The 19393-nt window shown below is 60.2% G+C and carries 19 protein-coding genes; 11 read left to right on the top strand and 8 right to left on the bottom strand.

Annotated features, from left to right (window positions below; genetic code table 11):
- Both OHD62_RS35035 and OHD62_RS35030 read right to left on the bottom strand, forming a co-directional pair.
- Window positions 1–569, bottom strand: a 569-nt coding sequence (locus tag OHD62_RS35035; protein ID WP_263792263.1) for a quinolinate synthase, incomplete at its 3' end; no start/stop codon positions are given.
- 62 nt (window positions 570–631) lie between these two features.
- Window positions 632–1597: an NUDIX hydrolase gene (locus OHD62_RS35030; protein ID WP_006205539.1), complete on the bottom strand. Its 966-nt coding sequence runs from the start codon at window positions 1595–1597 to the stop codon at window positions 632–634.
- A 184-nt stretch (window positions 1598–1781) separates the two neighbouring features.
- Here OHD62_RS35030 and panB point away from each other — a divergent pair, with 184 nt between their 5' ends.
- The 5 genes from panB to glmS all read left to right on the top strand — a co-directional run bounded on the left by panB (window position 1782) and on the right by glmS (window position 7320).
- The gene (gene panB, locus OHD62_RS35025; protein ID WP_263792261.1) at window positions 1782–2618 is read left to right on the top strand and encodes a 3-methyl-2-oxobutanoate hydroxymethyltransferase; all 837 of its coding nucleotides are present in this window, start codon (window positions 1782–1784) and stop codon (window positions 2616–2618) included.
- Window positions 2578–3045, top strand: a complete 468-nt coding sequence (locus OHD62_RS35925) for a pantoate--beta-alanine ligase (protein ID WP_412177470.1) — start codon at window positions 2578–2580, stop codon at window positions 3043–3045. The genes panB and OHD62_RS35925 overlap by 41 nt, the downstream gene beginning before the upstream one ends.
- A complete protein-coding gene (locus tag OHD62_RS35920; RefSeq protein ID WP_412177469.1) occupies window positions 2945–3454 on the top strand; it encodes a pantoate--beta-alanine ligase in 510 nt (169 codons plus the stop codon). The genes OHD62_RS35925 and OHD62_RS35920 overlap by 101 nt, the downstream gene beginning before the upstream one ends.
- A 300-nt stretch (window positions 3455–3754) precedes the next feature.
- The gene (locus tag OHD62_RS35015; protein ID WP_050900867.1) at window positions 3755–4729 is read left to right on the top strand and encodes a hypothetical protein; all 975 of its coding nucleotides are present in this window, start codon (window positions 3755–3757) and stop codon (window positions 4727–4729) included.
- 767 nt (window positions 4730–5496) lie between these two features.
- Window positions 5497–7320 (top strand): glutamine--fructose-6-phosphate transaminase (isomerizing), encoded by a 1824-nt coding sequence (gene glmS / locus OHD62_RS35010; RefSeq protein WP_006205542.1) that lies wholly within the window; start codon window positions 5497–5499, stop codon window positions 7318–7320.
- Between the two features lie 1201 nt (window positions 7321–8521).
- Here the strand turns inward: glmS and OHD62_RS35005 are convergent.
- Entirely contained in the window at window positions 8522–8773 is a 252-nt protein-coding gene (locus tag OHD62_RS35005) for a helix-turn-helix domain-containing protein (RefSeq protein WP_040583815.1), read from the bottom strand.
- Window positions 8774–9202: 429 nt separating this feature from the next.
- Here OHD62_RS35005 and OHD62_RS35000 point away from each other — a divergent pair, with 429 nt between their 5' ends.
- A complete protein-coding gene (locus OHD62_RS35000; protein ID WP_263792257.1) occupies window positions 9203–9454 on the top strand; it encodes a DUF6074 family protein in 252 nt (83 codons plus the stop codon).
- Between the two features lie 547 nt (window positions 9455–10001).
- On the opposite strand, the gene OHD62_RS34995 is transcribed toward OHD62_RS35000, so the two are convergent.
- Together OHD62_RS34995 and OHD62_RS34990 are read right to left on the bottom strand one after the other, a co-directional pair.
- Window positions 10002–10307: a hypothetical protein gene (locus OHD62_RS34995; RefSeq protein WP_263792254.1), complete on the bottom strand. Its 306-nt coding sequence runs from the start codon at window positions 10305–10307 to the stop codon at window positions 10002–10004.
- Window positions 10308–10310: 3 nt separating this feature from the next.
- Complete coding sequence (locus OHD62_RS34990) at window positions 10311–10700, bottom strand: hypothetical protein (protein ID WP_412177248.1); 390 nt, start codon at window positions 10698–10700, stop codon at window positions 10311–10313.
- Between the two features lie 420 nt (window positions 10701–11120).
- Here OHD62_RS34990 and queC point away from each other — a divergent pair, with 420 nt between their 5' ends.
- Genes queC through queE form a run of 3 tightly spaced genes read left to right on the top strand, consistent with a single transcriptional unit; the run spans window position 11121 to window position 12906 of the window.
- Window positions 11121–11819, top strand: coding sequence for a 7-cyano-7-deazaguanine synthase QueC (gene queC / locus OHD62_RS34985; protein WP_006205545.1), 699 nt, complete (start codon window positions 11121–11123; stop codon window positions 11817–11819).
- Entirely contained in the window at window positions 11819–12175 is a 357-nt protein-coding gene (gene queD, locus OHD62_RS34980; RefSeq protein ID WP_006205546.1) for a 6-carboxytetrahydropterin synthase QueD, read from the top strand. The genes queC and queD overlap by 1 nt, the downstream gene beginning before the upstream one ends.
- Window positions 12172–12906 carry a 7-carboxy-7-deazaguanine synthase QueE gene (gene queE / locus OHD62_RS34975; RefSeq protein ID WP_040583817.1) on the top strand — a complete coding sequence of 245 codons (735 nt, stop codon included), beginning with the start codon at window positions 12172–12174 and terminating at the stop codon, window positions 12904–12906. Before queD ends, queE begins: the two co-directional genes overlap by 4 nt.
- A 364-nt stretch (window positions 12907–13270) precedes the next feature.
- Here queE and OHD62_RS34970 read toward each other — a convergent pair whose 3' ends face one another.
- Window positions 13271–13726: a hypothetical protein gene (locus OHD62_RS34970; protein WP_244426062.1), complete on the bottom strand. Its 456-nt coding sequence runs from the start codon at window positions 13724–13726 to the stop codon at window positions 13271–13273.
- Window positions 13727–13852: 126 nt separating this feature from the next.
- Here OHD62_RS34970 and OHD62_RS34965 point away from each other — a divergent pair, with 126 nt between their 5' ends.
- The gene (locus OHD62_RS34965) at window positions 13853–17311 is read left to right on the top strand and encodes a molybdopterin-dependent oxidoreductase (RefSeq protein ID WP_263792248.1); all 3459 of its coding nucleotides are present in this window, start codon (window positions 13853–13855) and stop codon (window positions 17309–17311) included.
- Between the two features lie 453 nt (window positions 17312–17764).
- Here OHD62_RS34965 and OHD62_RS34960 read toward each other — a convergent pair whose 3' ends face one another.
- Window positions 17765–18154, bottom strand: a complete 390-nt coding sequence (locus OHD62_RS34960) for a hypothetical protein (protein WP_263807400.1) — start codon at window positions 18152–18154, stop codon at window positions 17765–17767.
- A gap of 97 nt (window positions 18155–18251) precedes the next feature.
- Here OHD62_RS34960 and OHD62_RS34955 point away from each other — a divergent pair, with 97 nt between their 5' ends.
- Window positions 18252–18419 carry a hypothetical protein gene (locus OHD62_RS34955; protein WP_006204585.1) on the top strand — a complete coding sequence of 56 codons (168 nt, stop codon included), beginning with the start codon at window positions 18252–18254 and terminating at the stop codon, window positions 18417–18419.
- 330 nt (window positions 18420–18749) lie between these two features.
- Here OHD62_RS34955 and OHD62_RS34950 read toward each other — a convergent pair whose 3' ends face one another.
- Complete coding sequence (locus OHD62_RS34950; protein ID WP_006204586.1) at window positions 18750–19133, bottom strand: hypothetical protein; 384 nt, start codon at window positions 19131–19133, stop codon at window positions 18750–18752.
- Window positions 19134–19393: the final 260 nt, after the last annotated feature.

The raw sequence follows: 19393 nt of genomic DNA, 5'->3' as shown, positions 1-19393 counted from the left end.
ATGATCTCAACCTCGGTCTGGGCGGCGATGTTCTGGGCCAGATATTCGTCCGGCAGCATGATGACACGCGGAACGCCAAGGGACTCCACCACGGCCTTCGCATTGCCGGAGGTGCAGCAGATATCGGACTCGGATTTCACTTCGGCCGATGTGTTGACGTAGGTGACAACAGGCACGCTCGGATAGCGTTGCCTCAGCAGGCGGATGTCTTCGGCGGTAATCGAGTCGGCCAGCGAACAGCCTGCGCGCAGGTCAGGAATGAGTACTGTCTTTTGCGGATTGAGCAGCTTTGCCGTCTCGGCCATGAAATGCACGCCTGCCAGCACAATGATATCCGCTTCGACCGTCATCGCCTTGCGGGCAAGTGCCAGGCTGTCGCCGACGATGTCGGCTACGCAATGGAAGATTTCCGGTGTTTGATAATTGTGCGCCAGGATGACGGCGTTTCGCTGCCGCTTCAGATCGAGAATGGCCTCGATATCATCGGCGAATACCGGCCATTCAATCGGGGGGATAACGCGCCGAACGCGGTCATACAAAGCCGCGCTCGAAGGCAGGATGGCGCTCATCGAGCCTCCGATTATAGTCTACAAGAATATAAGGTATATATCCTTTATGACTATAAGGGATGTCAAGCCCGCATAAGCGGCAATTTTGTCCCGGCCACCGGCCTCTCGTCGAGAATGTCGTGGCGGAAGCGGTAGAGCTGCGCCGGCCGGCCTCCGGTTTCGGTGGTCGTCTCCCCGGTCTTTTCGACCAGCTCCTGCTGTTCGATGAGCCGGCGAAAATTTGGTTTGTTGATGAGCCTGCCGGAGAGCGCTTCAACGGTTTGCTGCAACTGCAAGAGCGTAAAAAGCGGCGGCATCAGTTCGAACACGACGGGTCGGTATTTGATTTTGGAGCGCAGCCGCGCAATAGCCGTTGCTAGGATACGGCGATGATCGGCGATCATGGATTTACTTGGAACCGCGGTGGGCGCGGCTGAAGGTCCGACACGCACCGCTTCCTCCACAAGCGCTGCCTCATAGAGAAGCTCATAACGCTGCAGCGCGAACTCTTCGTTCCATGACCGGTCGTCGAAGCCGAAGGCGACAGCCGCGCGCCGCTGGCGGTCAAGCCGTACGGCTGTGTCGTCAGCGCTGCCCGCCCACTCCCTCAGACGTGGCCGCAGATCTTCCAACACCGCCGTCGGCGCGCCGGAGCGATGATCCTCCCATGGAAAATAGTCGTACCAGCTTGCCCAGCAGCGCTTGGCTGCGGCGCCCAGGTCTTCGGCCTGTGTGAGCGCGAGATAGCTGATCGAGATGACGCGCTCCTCGGCGCCGATCCTGTCGCGATCGGCGAAAGTGTAGAGTTGTTCGATATAGCCGAGAGGGTGGCCGGTCTGTTGTTCGACCCATCCCCTGAGGCCGGACTGCAGTGAGCGGTGAGCAAGTTCGAACGGACCTGATGGCAGGGCGTTTGCCTGCGGGATGGTGAGAACGCAGGGAACACTGTTGTTCATGGCGACGACGACGGCGATCAGGTCCGCATTGACGTTGTTGCCCCTCTTCCCTCCAGATTTGAGTTGCCTGGTCGGCTTTCCCTGATGGTCCATGATCCCTGATCCGGCTGGGCTGAGTTACGCTTACGGAAGCAGCTGAACCGATTTAGATTGGTGTTCCACGATAATGTCGGCGCGTCAACATCGTGCCCGTGCGTGATTTTAGCTCTTCGCACCTGCACACAAATGTGCCAAACGCGACACCCACGGTTGGTAACGTTAGGGAAGGAGGCGCAGGTTGAGCGCAGTTGGTGATACAAAGGCGATTACACCGCCAGATATTCGCTTCCGGAAAGGCCAGGCGCCGCTCGTCTGCCTGACGGCATATACCGCGCCGATCGCGAAGCTGGTTGATCGACACTGCGACATCGTTCTCGTCGGCGACAGCGTAGGTATGGTGCTGCACGGCCTGTCGTCGACCCTGGGCGTCACCCTCGACATGATGATCATGCACGGCCAGGCCGTGCGGCGCGGGCTCAAGCGCGCGCTCTTGGTCGTCGACCTGCCGTTCGGCTCCTACGAAGAGGGGCCGGAGCAGGCGTTCCGTAACGCTGCCCGCCTGATGGGAGAGGCCGGTTGTGCGGCAGTCAAGATCGAGGGCGGCGAGAACATGGCAGCAACCATCCGCTTCCTGACGGCTCGCGGCGTCCCGGTGATGGCCCATATCCGGCTGACTCCGCAGGCGGTGAACACATTGGGCGGCTATCGCTTGCAGGGACGGGGAGACGATGCGGACCGGATCAGGCGTGACGCCGCTTCGGTCACGGATGCCGGCGCTTTTTCGGTGGTCCTGGAGAAAGTGCCCGAGCCGCTTGCACGGCGCATCACCGCAGAGATCGCCATCCCCACAATCGGCATCGGCGCCTCGCCAGCGTGTGATGGCCAGATTCTGGTGGTCGACGACCTTCTGGGCATGTTCACCGACTTTCGACCGAAATTCGTCAAGCGCTATGCCGAACTAGGCGCTGGGGCCGAGGCGGCGATTGCCGCCTACGCCGCCGACGTGAGGGAACGGCGCTTTCCTTCCGCCGAACATGTTTACGCCACCGCCTCGAAGGCTGGAGAGGTCGCGTGAGCGTGGCAATCGCTCGAACTGTTACCGAGCTTCACGCTATGTGGCGGGATGGGGCCGCCCGGGCGCAAGTGTCGCGATGGTGCCGACCATGGGGGCATTGCATGAAGGACATCTGAGCCTCGTGCGTGCAGCGCTTGAGAAGGCCGATCGGGTAATCGTGACGCTGTTCGTCAACCCGAAACAGTTCAACAATGCCGCCGACATTGCGACCTATCCCCGGACAGAAGACGAAGATGCCGCAAAGCTCGTGCCGCTGGGTGCGCATTTGCTCTATGTGCCGGATGCTGGGGCGATGTACCCAGGAAGCCTTCGCCACGACCGTTTCGGTGTCCGGTGTCGGCGACGGCCTGTGCGGCACCTTCCGGCGGGGCCATTTCGATGGCGTGGCGACCGTCGTCGCCAAGCTCTGCCTGCAGACCGGCGCTGACTTCGGCTTCTTTGGCGAGAAGGACTTTCAACAGCTTCAGCTGGTCAGGCGCATGGTCCGTGACCTGGGAATTCCAATCACGATTGTTCCCTGTCCGACAGTCCGCGAAGCCGACGGTCTTGCACTATCATCGCACTATGTCCGGCTGTCGCCAGTGGAGTGTGCTGTTGCGCCCAAATTACCAACGGTCTTGCTCGAGACGGCTGAGGGGCTTGCGCGCGGCTCGCCTGTCCTGCCAACGCTTGCCGAAGCGCGTGAAGCAATTCTGGCTGCAGGCTATCGCGAGGTCGAATACCTCGAACTTCGCGACGAGGCAGATTTGCGACCGACGACAATTCTTGACCGACCGGCAACGCTTGGTGGTCGCGACCTGGGATCGCCAGTTTCCTGTTCGGGTGAGGCCTGTTGAAGAAGATTGGGCTCACCCGGGCTGCCATCTTCGCGATCAGGTGCGTGCGCCATCCAACGTAGCCGCCACCTGAGGGGCGGCGGCTATAGACAGTTCCTGGCGTAATTGGTCACAGCTTCGCAACTGACTGGTCGCCAATGCCCGGCATCTAACTCAATTGCCAGCGAGGCTATTGTGCATTGCACAAAACCTGATGCGCGGTTAGCCTTCTTCCATAGCGGGAATCGGGTTTGGGTAATACGGGACGAAGCACTGAGAACCGGTGCTTCGTTGATAGTGCATTCATACCTAAGGATCCTGATCACCGTGAAGAACCCCGACAAAGCCGGCGCCACAAGCCTGGAGGCGATCGCGCGGAACGGCAGCATGCTGCGTCGCATCGCCATACGCATTCCGACCTATCTGTCGGATCTTCGTGAAAACCCAGCGTGGCTGCCGATGTTCATGCTCGCCCGCACGATGCCGGCAAGGAAAATGCACTGGCGTGGTGCAAAGCCTGTTCGAGCGTCGCAGAAAGCCCAGGACACAATGTTTGTCGGCGTCAATCGCCGGGACGTCGTTGACGCGCTGCGGTCGGATGGGCTTTTTTCCGGACTCGTTTTGCCGACATTTGTCCATGAGGAGATCGCAGCCTTCGCGCGGTGCACACCTTGCTTCGGCAACTTCGATCGTCGTCTAGAATTCATGCCGACGGAACATGCGAAGGCTGAGGCCCAATTCAGCCGTCCGTTACTCAGCGGGCACTATTTCGAACGCATCCTCGGCTGCACGGCAGCGGTCGCCATCCAGAACGACCCGCTGCTACTCGACATTGCAGCCCACTATCTCGGCGCTCAGGCGAAACTGATCACCACCCGTGTCTGGTGGAGCTTTCCGACCGGCCAAGCCTCCGACGCGGAGAAGAACCTTGCCTCCCTCGACAAATACCACTTCGACCTCGACGATTGGCGGATGCTCAAGTTCTTCTTTTACCTGATGCCGGTCGACGAAGGCACTGGCCCGCATGTCTATGTGCGCGGCAGCCACAAGCGCCGCAGCCTCAAGCATCAGTTGACCTTGCTTGTCGGCCATTCGGCCGAGGAAGTCCTCAAGTTCTACGGCGGCGACAGCCCGGTCACGCTGACCGGCGAGGCCGGCCTCGGCTTTGTTGAGGATCCGTTCGGCTTCCATATGGGCACCGTGCCTTTACGCACGCCGCGGCTGATGATGGAAGTTGGCTTCGGCGTTTCGCCACCCTCGCGCCGACGATTCCATGGCGAGCCGGTTGTCCGCTGATCTAAAAGAAGTCCCTAGACAGCCTTCCTGAGTGAAGGCCGATGCCTCGCAAGACAATAAAGCCACAGCGTCATCCTGAGTGATCGGCATCCACGGTTGGCGTTTTCCGCCACATGTGCCCATTCATTGGGGATGATCGCCAAAGCGACATGGATTCCTCGGGGCTTCTGCTACTCAAGTGCAGGGAGCCATCGCTCCATTGCATCTGCTCGATATTGTATTGCTCAGAGGCCACACGAGCCTACCAGTCGGCGGGAAGTAACCCTTCTCCTGCTCCCATGTCCACGGGCGGCAGAACCAGCGAACATCCCTTCCGCCGTGGATGCCGCGGCAGCCATCCGTTGACATGAGGGCGGACCGACAATCGCGCTGCGCATGGATCCCGTGACAATGTCTGCTGATCGAGGCTCGGATAATCATCAAGGATCTGCCGAGGCGAGTGGGTTGAGAACATCGGGGACTGCAACGGCGGTTGCGTTGGGAATTCCCTGGCCGGGCGAAGGCCGCGCTGATGCCCGCTGAGCTGCTTCGGGCCGCAGGCGTGCGCCTGCGTTCACCTCATGAGAGCGTCAAGCGCAACGAGGCGATTTAAATCAGGGCCCTCAAACGAATCTTCATCTATCCACAGTATGGATGGCAGCCATTATAACTATCAATTTTACCAATATAACTGGATGCTACTATAACATCCATGATCAAAGCGAGCAGGTGAACGTCTCCGTGATTGCTGTGGGGCTGACGCTGACGGGAAGAATTCGGGGACGAACATGTGCGGGATTGTTGGCATCGTTGGGCTACAGCCAGTGTCGGAGCGGTTGGTCGACGCGTTGAAGCGCCTGGAATATCGCGGCTATGATTCAGCCGGCGTTGCGACGATCACCGAGGGTGCCTTGCACCGCCGGCGCGCAGAGGGAAAGCTTGTCAATCTCGAAAAGAGGCTGAAGGACGAGCCGCTGAGCGGCACCATCGGCATCGGCCACACGCGTTGGGCAACCCATGGCGCATCGACGGAACGCAATGCGCACCCACACTTTACCGACGGTGTGGCCGTCGTTCATAACGGCATCATCGAGAATTTCGCCGAGCTGAAGGACGAATTGACGGCGGCGGGAGCCAAGTTCCAGACCGACACCGACACCGAGGTTGTCTCGCATCTCTTGGCAAGACACCGCCGCGAGGGCATGACGAGGCAAGAGGCGATGCGTGCCATGCTGAAACGCGTCAAAGGCGCGTACGCGCTTGCCATCCTCTTCGAGGATGATCCGTCAACCATCATGGCGGCGCGCAACGGACCACCGCTGGCGATCGGTCACGGCGACAGTGAGATGTTCCTGGGCTCCGACGCGATCGCACTTGCTCCCTTCACGAATGAAATCACTTATCTTATCGACGGCGACTGGGCCGTTATCAGCAACACGGGCGCGCATATCTTCGATTTCGATGGCGATCCTGTCGAGCGTGCGCGCCAGACCTCCATCGCCGCGGCCTATCTGGTCAACAAGGGCAACCATCGCCACTTCATGGAGAAGGAAATTTACGAGCAGCCCGACGTCATCGCCCAAGCGCTCGGTCATTATATCAACATCATAGACAATCACGCTGATACGGTTTCTAGCATCGATTTCGCCAGGATACCGAGCTTGGCGATCTCTGCCTGCGGAACCGCCTATCTCGCCGGATCGATCGGAAAACACTGGTTCGAGCGCTACGCGCGCCTACCGGTCGAAATCGACGTTGCGTCCGAATTCCGTTACCGCGAGATCCCGTTGTCGCCGCAGTCGGCGGCTCTTTTCATTTCGCAGTCTGGCGAAACCGCCGATACGCTAGCGTCGCTGAGGTACTGCAAGGAGCTTGGGTTGAAAATTGGCGCCGTCGTCAATGCTGGCGAATCGACCATCGCTCGGGAGGCCGATGCGGTCTTCCCGATCCTTGCCGGCCCGGAGATCGGCGTGGCCTCCACCAAGGCTTTCACCTGCCAGCTTGCCGTTCTTGCCGCACTCGCCATCGGCGCCGCCAGGGCCCGCGGAACCGTAACCGAAGACGAGGTGCAGGCTCTCGTCAGGAGCCTCGCCGAAATGCCGCGCATCATGGGCCAGGTACTAAACAGCATCCAGCCGGAGATCGAACTCCTATCGCGCGAACTGTCAAAATTTCATAACGTCCTGTATCTCGGCCGTGGCACCAGTGTCCCACTGGCGATGGAAGGTGCGCTGAAGCTCAAGGAGATTTCCTACATCCATGCCGAGGGCTATGCCGCGGGTGAATTGAAGCACGGCCCGATCGCATTGGTCGACGAGAACATGCCAGTGATCGTCATCGCGCCACATGATCGCTTTTTCGACAAGACCGTCTCCAACATGCAGGAGGTGGCTGCCCGTGGAGGTCGGATTATCCTCATCACCGATGAAACAGGGGCGGCCGCATCGAAACTCGACACCATGCACACGATCGTACTGCCGGCCGTCGACGAGATTATCGCGCCGATGATCTTTTCGCTGCCGATACAGCTTCTTGCCTATCACACGGCGCTCTTCATGGGCACAGATGTCGACCAGCCACGCAATCTCGCAAAATCGGTCACCGTCGAATGATTGTGAGGCTTTACAGGTCGCAACGTTCGTCCATCCGAAACTGCCAACATCTTTGTCTTTAGACCCGAAGCCCAGATGACCATTATTGCTCGCCGCAATTTCGGGAAACGCGCAGTCGCTGCAGTCATGAAAATCGCCTTTCTTTTTCGGCAGGTCGCATGATTGCGCAGGGCAACCGGATAGAGCTTGCTGAAGCTGGCGTCAGCACGGCCGTCCGGCAATACATGTCCCCTGGCCGTTGATTGCAAGAATGCGGTCGTTCAGAGTTGGGTTGGCTCGTGTCAGACCGTCGCCGCCGCTTCCTCTTTCGGATGCATGTGGCCGATGGGTTCCAGAGTTCGAACTCGGCAAATCGCAGGAAGCCCTGTTCTGCGATGCGCCCGCCGGCTCGCATCAAGTTGCAACCGGGTTGAGCCGCTTCGCGCGGCAGCCCAGTGACAACTGGCCTATGAGGCGAGCACGAACGAGGCATCAATCCGGGCTCGAGCATATTGGTCGAGACACCCATGATGACTATGGCGGCTGTGCCGACGAGCAATAGCCGGAACGAGAACGCGGCAAGCGCACCGTTGGCCTAAGGCGGCAGTTGGCGGCTCGACGCTGAAGCTGCTGGGCAACCAGGCGGCCGACGACTATCGATGGCTGAAGCCGATGATCTGCACCCTATGGTGCCTTTGATCTCCATCTCGCGCAGCGGATTGCTTTCGACGTGAAACGGGGGGGCCTGGATTGAAAAGACGCAGCCTATTGGGGCCATCGCTTTTGCCACTCTCGTCAGAGGTATCGAGGATGACGCCATAGGCCGTTGAGTACCCGGGACTGGCTTCGATGGCTCGCCACCGTCGCGTGCATAAGGGATGTCTTTGAAGCGCCAGTAGCCGTGGAGCAGCTTGCCGGACACCGACCAAGCATGCCGGGTTCATTTTCCCAAGCACGGGTATGCTCGGCAAGTTGCACGAAACGCTGGCATTGTCTTTCGCTGGCATTGACTTTCAAAGACGACGGCAGCGGACGCAGATAGGCAAAGGTGACCAAGGAGGTGGTCAGAGCCCGCGGCGCTTTCGGCTATCCTCGGCCGGCCATCTCAGGGAAAGGAACCAAGATGTCGGCTTCACCATCCAGCATTCCATACGCCTGGCCGGAAGCGCAACGCCAATGTTTCGACTAGCACAGGTCGCGGTGTCCAACTCACATACCCACATCACGCAGCGTCCAATATGTCCGACTCTTCAAGAATTCCCACAGGCAGGGACAGCGATCTGGCGATGCGATGCCGATAGCCCTTGTTGTACCTCAGACCCGACTCGATGTTTTGGATTTCCTCAGCGGCTAGCCCGCATGCCACCGCCAGGTCCTCGATCGTATATCCGAGGTGCTCACGATAAGCGCGAATGACGTGGGTTCCCTCCGATATAGCCTTCAAAACCGGCTCGGGAATGCGCGAAGCCTTCATAAACACCTCCAAGAAGACCAGGGCACCTGACAAATCGGGAGACTTCTTCCCCCGATCTGGCGCTCCCGGCAATTCAAATAAATGGACGTCGATTCGGCCGATAGGCCCCATCCATGGAATGGGCCACCTGAAATTGGCAGCCAAATCGGGATATGGCGGTTCAGCTGGTTCTGATCAAGTCCAAGAACCTGCCCTAAGACGGGCCTGATCGGCTGAAGCATCACTCCCTGCGATTCCGCGGCTTGTCATCGCCGATGGCTTTTGCTGAACAGGAACTCGAACTCGCGCCTGCCGCCACGTCCAGTGGCGGGCCTGTGCACCGAGCCTGGCGGACGCTTACTCCATTGCTGACCACCGTCAAAAAAGCCCTGTTAACCAGATTTTTAATCCGCCAATCCTTATTCGCAGACTGAAAGGGTGAGGTGACCGATGTGTGATTCAAACATAAGCGCGTTTCCGCTGCATCGGCGGCGGAAATTGGTCGAAGGTATTGCCCGGGTCCTGCAATCCAGGAACAGAAAGGACGCACACGACTTCTGGCGCAGCACCGCCAAGAAAATTCTCGTTCAACTGTCCGAATCGGGAATTGCACCGGGGCTCGCCGAACAGGAAGTTAGAATGCTTCTTCATGCTGTCTTAGGCGATATAGCCACCCGCAGTGCTGCGACACGTGCGCGATAGCATCGGCTCGCGACGAAGGGATTGCTGACGGCGTGCTTGTGCTGGTCGGCAGGGCGATACTGACTGGAACATCAAGGTAGCCGGCGAGAGCGGCCCATCACGTTAGCAACGATCTGCCGACATCCCGCGCCGCTCGTACGAGCGCATAGCGCACCCAGACGTTACTGGGTTGACTATAGGCATCTAAATCGCGAAAAGGGGCCGCTCTTCGTGAGTGGCGTGCGCCGGCAGTCTAACCCCAAGCCCCCCGCCCAGGCTGCCGGCGCGCTTCTAGGAATGCCGAGGTAGGGCGCACCGACGCCTCCTTTGCCGATCCCCCAGCAGGCAGCCAGTGTGACCGTCGCATGCGCGTAAACTCTTGCGCTTCCTCTGGCGCGTCAAGCCCACCGCCATGGGGTGCGCCAGTTTGGTGTTCACCCACCTGCCATTTGCGATCATGTGTCGACGTGACCCAGCAAGAGCACCGGAAGCTCCTGCCTGCTTGAAAAAAGGCAGGGCGGCGCGGCGGCGCCGCTGTTGCCATGTCGGAGTTTCCCTTGGCATAGGATCAGAGCCCTTCGACTTCCGCCAGAAGGAGGCGATGGTGGTCGATTCTCCCGCCTCCGAATTCGGCGGCACCGGGGGCGGCAGGGCCAGGCCCCATTTGCGCGTTGCGAAAACCGCGGTGAATGTTGCTCGATGCCAGGCAGAGACCTCGCTCTAAACGATCGCATCGATGCAACGTAAGATTGGTCGCCATGGTCACGGTCACTGCTTTGCCGCGGTCGCCGGAGCCGTTGTCGAGCACGACTGTCATCCCGGCGATGTCGGCGCCGATGTCGCATGCAAAAATCCACAGATTCACTCCGGCCAAATGTTAGCTGCCAAGCATATGCCCGGCCTTTCGCAAGGCGCCCAGAAAGAGACTGGCATGGTCGTCGACATCGATCTTGGCCTGCATCGGCAGGGGCATGCTGGTCCAGTTCTCCAATGGCGCAATGAAACGTGAGAAAGCGCCGTTGACGATGCAATGGCGGGTAACATGGCCTTGTCTGTCCAAAGCCAGCACGCCGGCCTGGTCGCCCGGATATCGGATGGCTGCGACCCGCTGGACCTCAGCGTCGCCGTCGACTCGCACGTCGAAAAGCAGGATACCACGGCTCCTGGCGGCTATCGCCGCGGCTTTTTCAGTGAAGCTTAAGGGGAGTGAGCGGACGCTTTCGACCGCCATCTGGAAAACCATCAAGTCCAGTTCATTTACGGCCATAAGGGTAATTGCGCGCAACACAGGGGTGATTGCAATCGACGCCCACGGCTTGTTCACAGATGTAGGTCCACCGCCGATCATTTAGTTTGGATTTGCCATCGGCCCCTGACCGACGACGTGCTGCGGTTCGAACCGCTCCTGTAGCGGAAGGCGCGGGCAGTTCGTGAAGTTGGGCTTCTGCTCGACGACCGTTAATGACTTCCGTCACTGGAAGTTCGGGATCCGTGATTGAACCGTCGAGAACCTTGCCGTTTCGTGTGTCCGACTTTTCCAGGCTCAGCGTCACCTGTGAGCCCCGCGCACCGCGGCACGTCAGCGCATCAAACTCGTCCCCCCGTTCACAAACGAGACTCCCTGAGGTACTGCGAGCGCAGAGAAATCTCCGGTCGCAGCCTACCCGGTCAAAACAGGGACCCCACGATGAAGACTCTCGTCATCTGCTCCGGCGGACTGGACTCCGTTTCCCTTGCTCACAAGGTGGCGGCGGAGCACGAACTCGCCGGCCTCCTATCTTTCGATTACGGCCAACGACACAGGAAGGAGTTGCGCTTTGCCGCTCTTTGCGCGGAGCGACTGAGCGTCCCGCACCGCATCATCGACATTCGTGAAATCGGCCGCGGCCTGTCCGGGTCCGCGCTGACGGATAATGTGGCTGTGCCCGACGGCCACTACGCTGAAGACACGATGAAGACCACGGTCGTGCCGAACCGGAACGCCATCATGTTGGCCATCGCCTTCGGTCTCGCGGCCGCTCGCCGCGCTGACGCGGTGGCGACGGCCGTGCATGGTGGGGATCATTTTATCTATCCGGACTGCCGGCCAGCCTTCATCGACGCTTTCCAGGTGATGCAAGACCGCGCGCTCGACGGCTACGCGAACATCCGCCTCTATGCGCCTTATGTGAACCTCACGAAGGCGGACATCGTTGGTGATGGAGCAACATACGGCACGCCATTTGTCGAGACTTGGTCCTGCTACAAGGGCGCCGAGCGTCACTGTGGACGGTGCGGGACCTGCGTCGAGCGGCGCGAGGCGTTTCATCTCTCCGGGTGCCCGGACCCCACCGACTACGAGGACACCGACTTCTGGCTCGAGGCGCTGCGGAGGAGGAGCGTGTAATGTTCCGAATCACCAAGGAATTTCACTTCTCGGCCTCGCATCAGCTCATGTCTTTGCCGCCAGACCACCAGTGCGCGCGCCTGCACGGGCATAACTATATCGTCGAAGTGGAGCTTTCGGCGAAGGAACTGAACGAGCACGGCTTCGTGCGGGACTATCATGACTTGGCACCGCTCAAACGCTATATCGACGAGAGCTTCGACCACCGACATCTCAACGACGTGCTGGGACATGGGCAAGTCACGGCGGAATATCTGGCCAGACATTTTTATGAATGGTGCAAGGCACGCCTGCCCGAAACTTCGGCCGTGCGGGTAAGTGAAACGCCGAAAACATGGGCGGAATGCCGGCCATGACCGATACGCATCCCGCAATCCGCGTGAGTGAGATTTTCGGGCCGACGATCCAGGGCGAGGGAGTACTTATCGGTTTGCCGACCGTCTTCGTCAGAACCGGCGGGTGTGACTATCGCTGTTCCTGGTGCGACAGCCTGCATGCAGTGGACAATCAATTCCGCCATGAATGGGAGACGATGTCCATCGGCGCGGTATGGCAAAACGTGCTTGCGCTTTCCGGTGGCCGCCCGATGATGGTTTCGCTGTCAGGCGGCAATCCGGCCATCCAGCCGCTCGGCGCGCTGATCGAGCGCGGCCATGGTGACGGTTACCGTTTTGCGCTGGAAACCCAAGGGTCGGTGGTCAGGGACTGGTTTGCCGACCTTGACGTGCTGGTCCTCAGCCCAAAGCCGCCCTCAAGCGAAATGACGACCGATTGGGCCGCGCTCGAGGCGTGCCTCCAGGCGGCACAGGGGAAGCCGCAAATCGTGCTCAAGCTCGTTGTTTTCGATGAGAGTGACTACGCCTTCGCGAAAGACACCGCCGCCAGATTTCCTCGACTTCCGATCTATCTGCAACCTGGCAATCACACGCCGCCACGTCCGGGAAATGAACAGGCGCCTGTCGACCTTGAAGGAATAGTGAAACGCATGGAGTGGCTGGTTGATAACGTGACCCGCGACAGGTGGTTCGAAGCCCGCGTGCTGCCGCAGCTGCATGTTATGCTCTGGGGTAACAAGAGAGGCGTCTAGCCTGCCCCGGCTTTTTCACGCAAACTGCGCCTGCGGATATTCGGTTGGACGGTTGGCTATGTTCGACGGCGCAATCGGAAGACCTGGGGACTGCTGTCGCCGGCACCAAGAGCGTGGCCAGCTGCTTCGATAGTTCCCTCCCGATTCGGACTGTTGCCAAGGCGTCGACGAGTGTCGGCCTTGTTGGCGCAGATAGCGAATACGGTTGGCGCTTGCGATCAGGAGCAGTTCTACCTTCGAGGTCGTTTCTCACCCACTAAATTGGAGCCATCCGGGCTGTGCTGGCAACTGTCGAGGCCGCGGGCGCAGTTCTGGTCGATATTGAGATTCCCGATCTGATTGATCACATCGCCAAGACCTCGCTCTATGGCTGCCATTCCAGGCACGACATCAATGTCTTTTTGGCCTCGCGGCCCAATATGCCGACCGGCTCGCTCGAGGAAATCAAGGCAATGGTACCTACGATCCTGCGGTCGACCTGCTGGTTGGCATTTTCGACGGGCCAAACAAGCCGGAGGACGATCCGGACTACTATTTCAAGCTCGCCGCACGTGACCGCTTCCAGCGCGTTAGCAAACATGCGCTCGACGCCATCGTCTTCCCCTCGGTGCAGGTGCTTCCGCCGCTTCAGGACGAGATTCGCGCCGGCAACCATCCGTGTCTGACCTTCCCGACCAACACGCTGATTGGGTCGCAGACCTGGTTGCCCTCGATCTGCCTGCCCGCAGGCTTCTGTCAGGGCATTCCGGTTGGCCTCGAACTGCTCGTCCAGCCCTACCGGGAGGCCAATCTGTTCCGCCTCGGATACGGTTTCGAGCAAACGACCAAATATCGCAGGCCGCCAGTCTTCGATTAGTCCCTTCCGCCATTCGGGCTGCTGGCTGCCTGCACGAACTACTGAGCGGCCCGGCTAGGCGGATTTGGTCTGTTCCCATGGGAGGCCCATTTGACCACTACCATCCCGGGCTATTGCACGCTTTGCCGGTCGCGTTGCGGCACGTTGAATGAGGTAGACCGCGAGATGTTGATTGCGGTACGCCCCGATCCGTCTCACCCCACTGGCCAGGCCATGTGCATGAAGGGTCATGCCGCGCCGGAGATCGTTCACAGCCCGCATCGCCAGCTTTATCCGCTCAAGCGCACCACGCCCAAGGGCTCAGCCGGTCCAGGCTGGCAGCGCATCACCTGGGAAGAAGCACTCTCCGAGACAGCTCGGCGTCTTGGCGAAATCAAGGCCGAAAGCGGCGCTGAAGCAGTGGCCTTCGCCATCACATCGCCGAGCGGCACGCCGCTGTCTGACAGTATCGACTGGATCGAGCGTTTCATACGTCATTTCGGTAGTCCAAACATCTGCTTCGCCACCGAGATTTGCAACTGGCATAAGGACTTCGCCCACGCCTTCACCTTCGGTTGCGCTATGCCGACCGCGGATTATGAGAATGCCGACACGATCCTGCTCTGGGGCCACAATCCGGCCAATACATGGCTGGCGCAGGCCCATGCCATCGGACGCGGCCGCAAGAAGGGCGCCGCCATGGTGGTGGTCGATCCGCGTCCCATAGCACTGGCGCACCAAGCCGACGTCTGGCTGCCTGTCCGGCCGGGAACCGACGCCGCGCTCGCGCTCGGCCTGATCCGCATGCTCATCGAAACACGCCGCTACGATGAAGACTTCGTTCGACGCTGGACGAATGGGCCATTTCTGGTGCGCACCGATAACGGCACCCTGCTTCGAGCGCGCGATCTTTTACCGGGCGACGAGACTGAGCGCTACATCGTCTGGGACGAGCAGGCCGGATGTCCTATCGCGATCGATCCGGGTGCAGTGCGATCATCCATCGATCCGCAGCGCTTGGCACTGCGCGGCACCTTCACCGTCACTCTTGAAGCAGACGGACAACGCGTCGATATCGGCTGCATGCCAGCCTTCGAGCATCTGACACGCGAGGCTGAACCCTACGACGCGCTGCATGTGCAAGCCGTCACCAACGTACCCCCGGAGGCGCTGAGGGCGGCGGCCGACCTCCTCTGCGGGGGACGGCGTATCGCCTACCACGCCTGGAGCGGACTGGCACAGCACACCAACGCGACACAGGCCGATCGCGCAGTTGCTACACTCTACGCGCTCAGCGGCAGTTTCGATCGCATCGGCGGCAACCGTATCAGGCGCAGTCCACCCTACAATCCCGTCAACGCTTTCGGCTACATCCCGAAGGAGCAAATGGCGAAGGCCCTCGGCATCTCCGAACGGCCGATCGGCCCGCCCGCAATGGGCTGGGTCACCGCCCGCGACCTTTACCGGGCTGTGTCGGAAGGCGTGCCTTACAAGGTGCGCGGGATGATGGCGTTCGGCACGAACCTGTCGCTTTCGCAGGCGGATAGCAGGACGGCCGAAGCGGCGCTCAAGGCACTCGAATTCCATGTCCATTGCGATCTCTTCGAGACACCGGCCGCGCGTAACGCCGATATTTTTCTGCCGGTGAATTCTCCCTGGGAGCATGAGGGCCTCCGCATCGGCTTCGAGATCAGCGCCGCCGCCGCCTCCCTTATCCAGCTTCGCCCGCGGATGGTCGCTCCGCGTGGCCAGTCCCGCTCCGACAACGATATCGTCTTCGATCTTGCCAGCCGACTCGGCATGGGAGACGCATTCTTCGGCGGAAGTCTCGAGGCGGGCTGGAACCACATGCTGGCTCCGCTCGGCCTGACCGTGGATGAGCTGCGCGCGGCGCCCCGGGGCCTACGATGGCCGGTTGACGCGCCTGAGCGGAAATTTGCGCTGACACTTGCCGACGACCCCGAAAAGATACGCGGCTTCGACACGGAGACGCGTCGCGTCGAACTCTATTCCGAACGTCTGCATCGATGCGGCCAGCCGGCTATCGCCAGCTATGTTCCGCCGGCGGAACGTACCGGACCGGACAACATCCGCCGAGGCCGGAAGTATCCGTTAATCCTTAGTTCGGCGAAAAACGGCCTCTACTGCCACAGTCAGCACCGCAGCCTGGCTTCGCTGCGAAAGCGCGCGCCCGAGCCGATTGCCGAAATCAGCCCAGCGCTCTCAGCCGCGCGCGGCATCGCTGAAGGCGACGGGATCAGGATATCCACCCGAGAAGGCCAGGCGCGCTTCATAACCCGGGTCACGCCGGGCCTTGCCGATGACATCGTCGTTGCCGAATTCGGCTGGTGGCAGGCCTGCCCGGAGCTCGACCGCCCCGCTCTCGCCATCGAAGGTGGCGAAGGCAGCAATTTCAACAGCCTGATCTCTGGAGATGCCAGTGATCCCGTTAGCGGATCGACGCCGCTCCGATCCTTTCTCTGCGATATCGAGCCCGATCCGTTGTCGCAGAAGGGCCAGCGGCGGTGGCAGGGCTACCTGCCATTTCGCGTCTCCGCGCTCCAAGCCGACGCCGAAGGTGTCATGCGCGTTTGTCTCACAGCAGTGAACGGCGAGGCACTACCGGATTTCCACCCCGGGCAGCATGTAGAGATCAGAGCCCGGATCGGATCGGCGGTGGTCAGTCGAGCCTATTCGCTCATCGATGCCGCGCGCGTCGACCAGCGCCAGACCTATAACATCACCGTCCGGCTTCGGAACGTCGTTCTTGAGGACAGCACGGCGGTGTTCGGCGTTATGTCGAACCATATCCATACCGAACTGGCTGTCGGCGAAATCGTCGAATTGAAGTCACCGTCAGGCAGTTTCGTCCTGCCGCGCCAATCTCCGCAGCCGATGATATTGATGGCCAGCGGCATTGGCATCACGCCATTCATGAGTCTGCTGGAGTCTCTGCCGGACGGTGATCCAGCGGAAATCTGGCTCCATTATGGAAACACTAACAGCCGTACACATGCCTTCAGCGAGCGCATTGCCTTCCACGAACAGCGGCTACCGGGACTGACGGTCGTCAATTACTACAGCAAGCCGCTTGCCACGGACCGGCGCGGCGTAAACCACCAGGCGACAGGCCGGATCAGCGCAACCGTGGTTGCAGACGACCTCATTGCGCGCCGCGCCCGAGTCTATATGTGCGGGTCGGCGCCGATGATGGAGGACGTAAGAACAGGTTTGGTCGCGCGCGGGCTGCCGGCCTTCGATATTTTCAGCGAGGCCTTCACTTCTCCTGCAACTGCGATGGTCGATGACGGCAAGACGTTTCGGGTGTCCTTCAGTCTCTCGCGCAAGCAACCGGATACATGGTCTCCTGCAAGCGGCCCGCTGCTCAGTTTTGGTGAAGCACTGGGCGTGAATCTGCCGAGCGGGTGCCGGGTCGGGCAATGCGAAAGCTGCGAAGTCCGCATTCTGTCGGGCAATGTCCGTCATTTGCATGGAAGCGAGCCGGATGATCACACCGTCTGCCTGACTTGTCAGGCAGTGCCGATAACCGACATTGTCCTTGATGCCTGACTTAGCGGATCCCAGTACGGCTGTCTTCTCGACAAAATTGTCCAGCCGCACCGGAGGAGCAAGGCAGCCAAGCGTCTGCTAATTCGGTGAACGAAGACGCAGAGTTTTTCCTCACGCTGATCGTCTGCGACGGGTCTTGTTTCTCTAGAGCAACACGGCTGCCGGTGATAGCTACGGGAAAACATCACGCAAAAGAACATGCGCAGCGTCAATGGCGAGGATGAATCATGGAATCCGAACATATTAGATTTTGAGCGTGCTGCCGCGGCGCGGATACTGGCCGCAAGAAGCTTAAGGATGACGGCTCAACCGCTCGCTTCGAAACAAAAAGGCCCGTCCGGAGGCGTGCCCGCTGCCGGTAAGACGTAGGACGGCCAAGGCGCGAGCCGACGAGGCCAAGTGGCTGTTATAATGAGCTGCTACACCGTTACCTCACCGCCGTGCTTGAGAAGGTCAAGTTGAACGATCGACGCGGCCCGATTTTCGAAGCTTCGCCAGCAAGATTGATGCCGTGCCTCGGTAGCTAGCACTGACCTGCTCGGCCATGGGCAGTGAATTCCACGCGGTTGGTTTGGCCACTAGAAAATCGTTGTCTGGGTTTATTGGTGCGGAGCTAAGTTGACCCTCTTTGTCCATCATGATTGCCACGGTGCCGGTTGCGCCATATCCAATCGCCGCCATTCTGCGAATGCGGGTGTCGCCGTCCACGCGAATGTCGAACAAAACCGAGCCGCCAGTTTTCTCCGCGACGTCGTCCACCCGATCGGAAAACGGACGCTGTATGCCGCCTGTATTGGCGAGGGACTGCTCCAACAGCGCCAGTTCAACATACTCCGCCATCATCCCGCGAGAGTGCGCGGCATGCCGCGCAGGACCAATAGGCCGTGGACGGCTTATCCACACAAAACAGCCGCCAATCGAGACGGCGCCTGGGAACCCCATGACCAAGAACCAACGCGCCGCCGCGCGACGGCACAGCCGTGCGAAACACAAGGCGACGCATTCGCTAAACCAGATAGCGGTCAAGCAGACCGCAACGCTGGAGCGGATGATGTTGCAGACCAGCCGGTCCGGTTCGCTTGCAGTATTGCAAGCGAAACAATTCTGAGACCCAAATGACCCGTCGAAGTCAGCACAAACGCGACGGTGGACCGCCTGTGGCAAGCAAGGTTATGCGCTGGCGGCCTGCAGACCGCGCCGGAATGACTGCTCGCTGTTGGCCAGAGTTCGCCGACAATGCCGGGCCGAACGATTTCCTTGCAGGCGTGGCACCAACGTGGGAGTTTTCCACCCTCATGTCGGACTGCAAGGTGTTGCGGCTGACATTTGGTCGACGATCCCATCGAGCGGAAACCAGGGTTGCTATCCCAGCCGGGTTCAATTCGCGGATCGTCATGCCACCGCAGCCGCCGCACCTTGAAAAGGCGGCAGGCCGCTTTTACCGTCTTGCCTTGCGCCAGCCTGCCGCGACTGCCTCCGCCTCGGAACAGAACCAGCGCTCGCCATATCGAGGGCTAATCTTGGTTTCCCAATAATGTTCTTGACCAGGGATGTGGTAGATCCGTTCCCCGGTGTTGACGGAAATATTCCCCTTGATATCGCAACTGCCCGAGCCGGTCATGGCGCCGCCTGTCGCGACGCCTGGCACAACGAGATCTGCGACAGTTTCGAGGCTGCTTGGGCTCACCGTGAGAAAGGCGGCTAAGGGAACTATCACCATCGCAATGAGAAATTGCGGTTGCCAGCGGCGACGCCGCTTCCTGGCGCGCTTTCGCCACCGGTCAGCCTGATTGGCACCCTGCTCGCGATTGACTTTGCCCATGCCTCTCTCTCCCAGACTGGAGGATGCGTCCTTTGCGAACGAGAGTCCATGCGCACGTGATGCCAAGGCTGATTACGGGGTCCGCCAGCGCGTTCCAAGCATATGAGGACAGGCGGCCCTTCTTTCGATGAAGGCACGCGCCTGCGGCGAGTGCAGAAATCCGCACATGCACGGCGTGAGAGATCCCGCGCGTTTCTCGCGCCACTGCGGTTTGGCACGGAGCTTGCGGCGGCATTGGTACAGCGTTCGACCGGAGCGCC

This window comes from Mesorhizobium sp. YC-39, assembly GCF_025753795.1.
Classification (GTDB): domain Bacteria; phylum Pseudomonadota; class Alphaproteobacteria; order Rhizobiales; family Rhizobiaceae; genus Mesorhizobium.
Note: the sequence above shows the minus strand (reverse complement) of the source record. Positions and strands in the feature narration are given on the sequence as shown.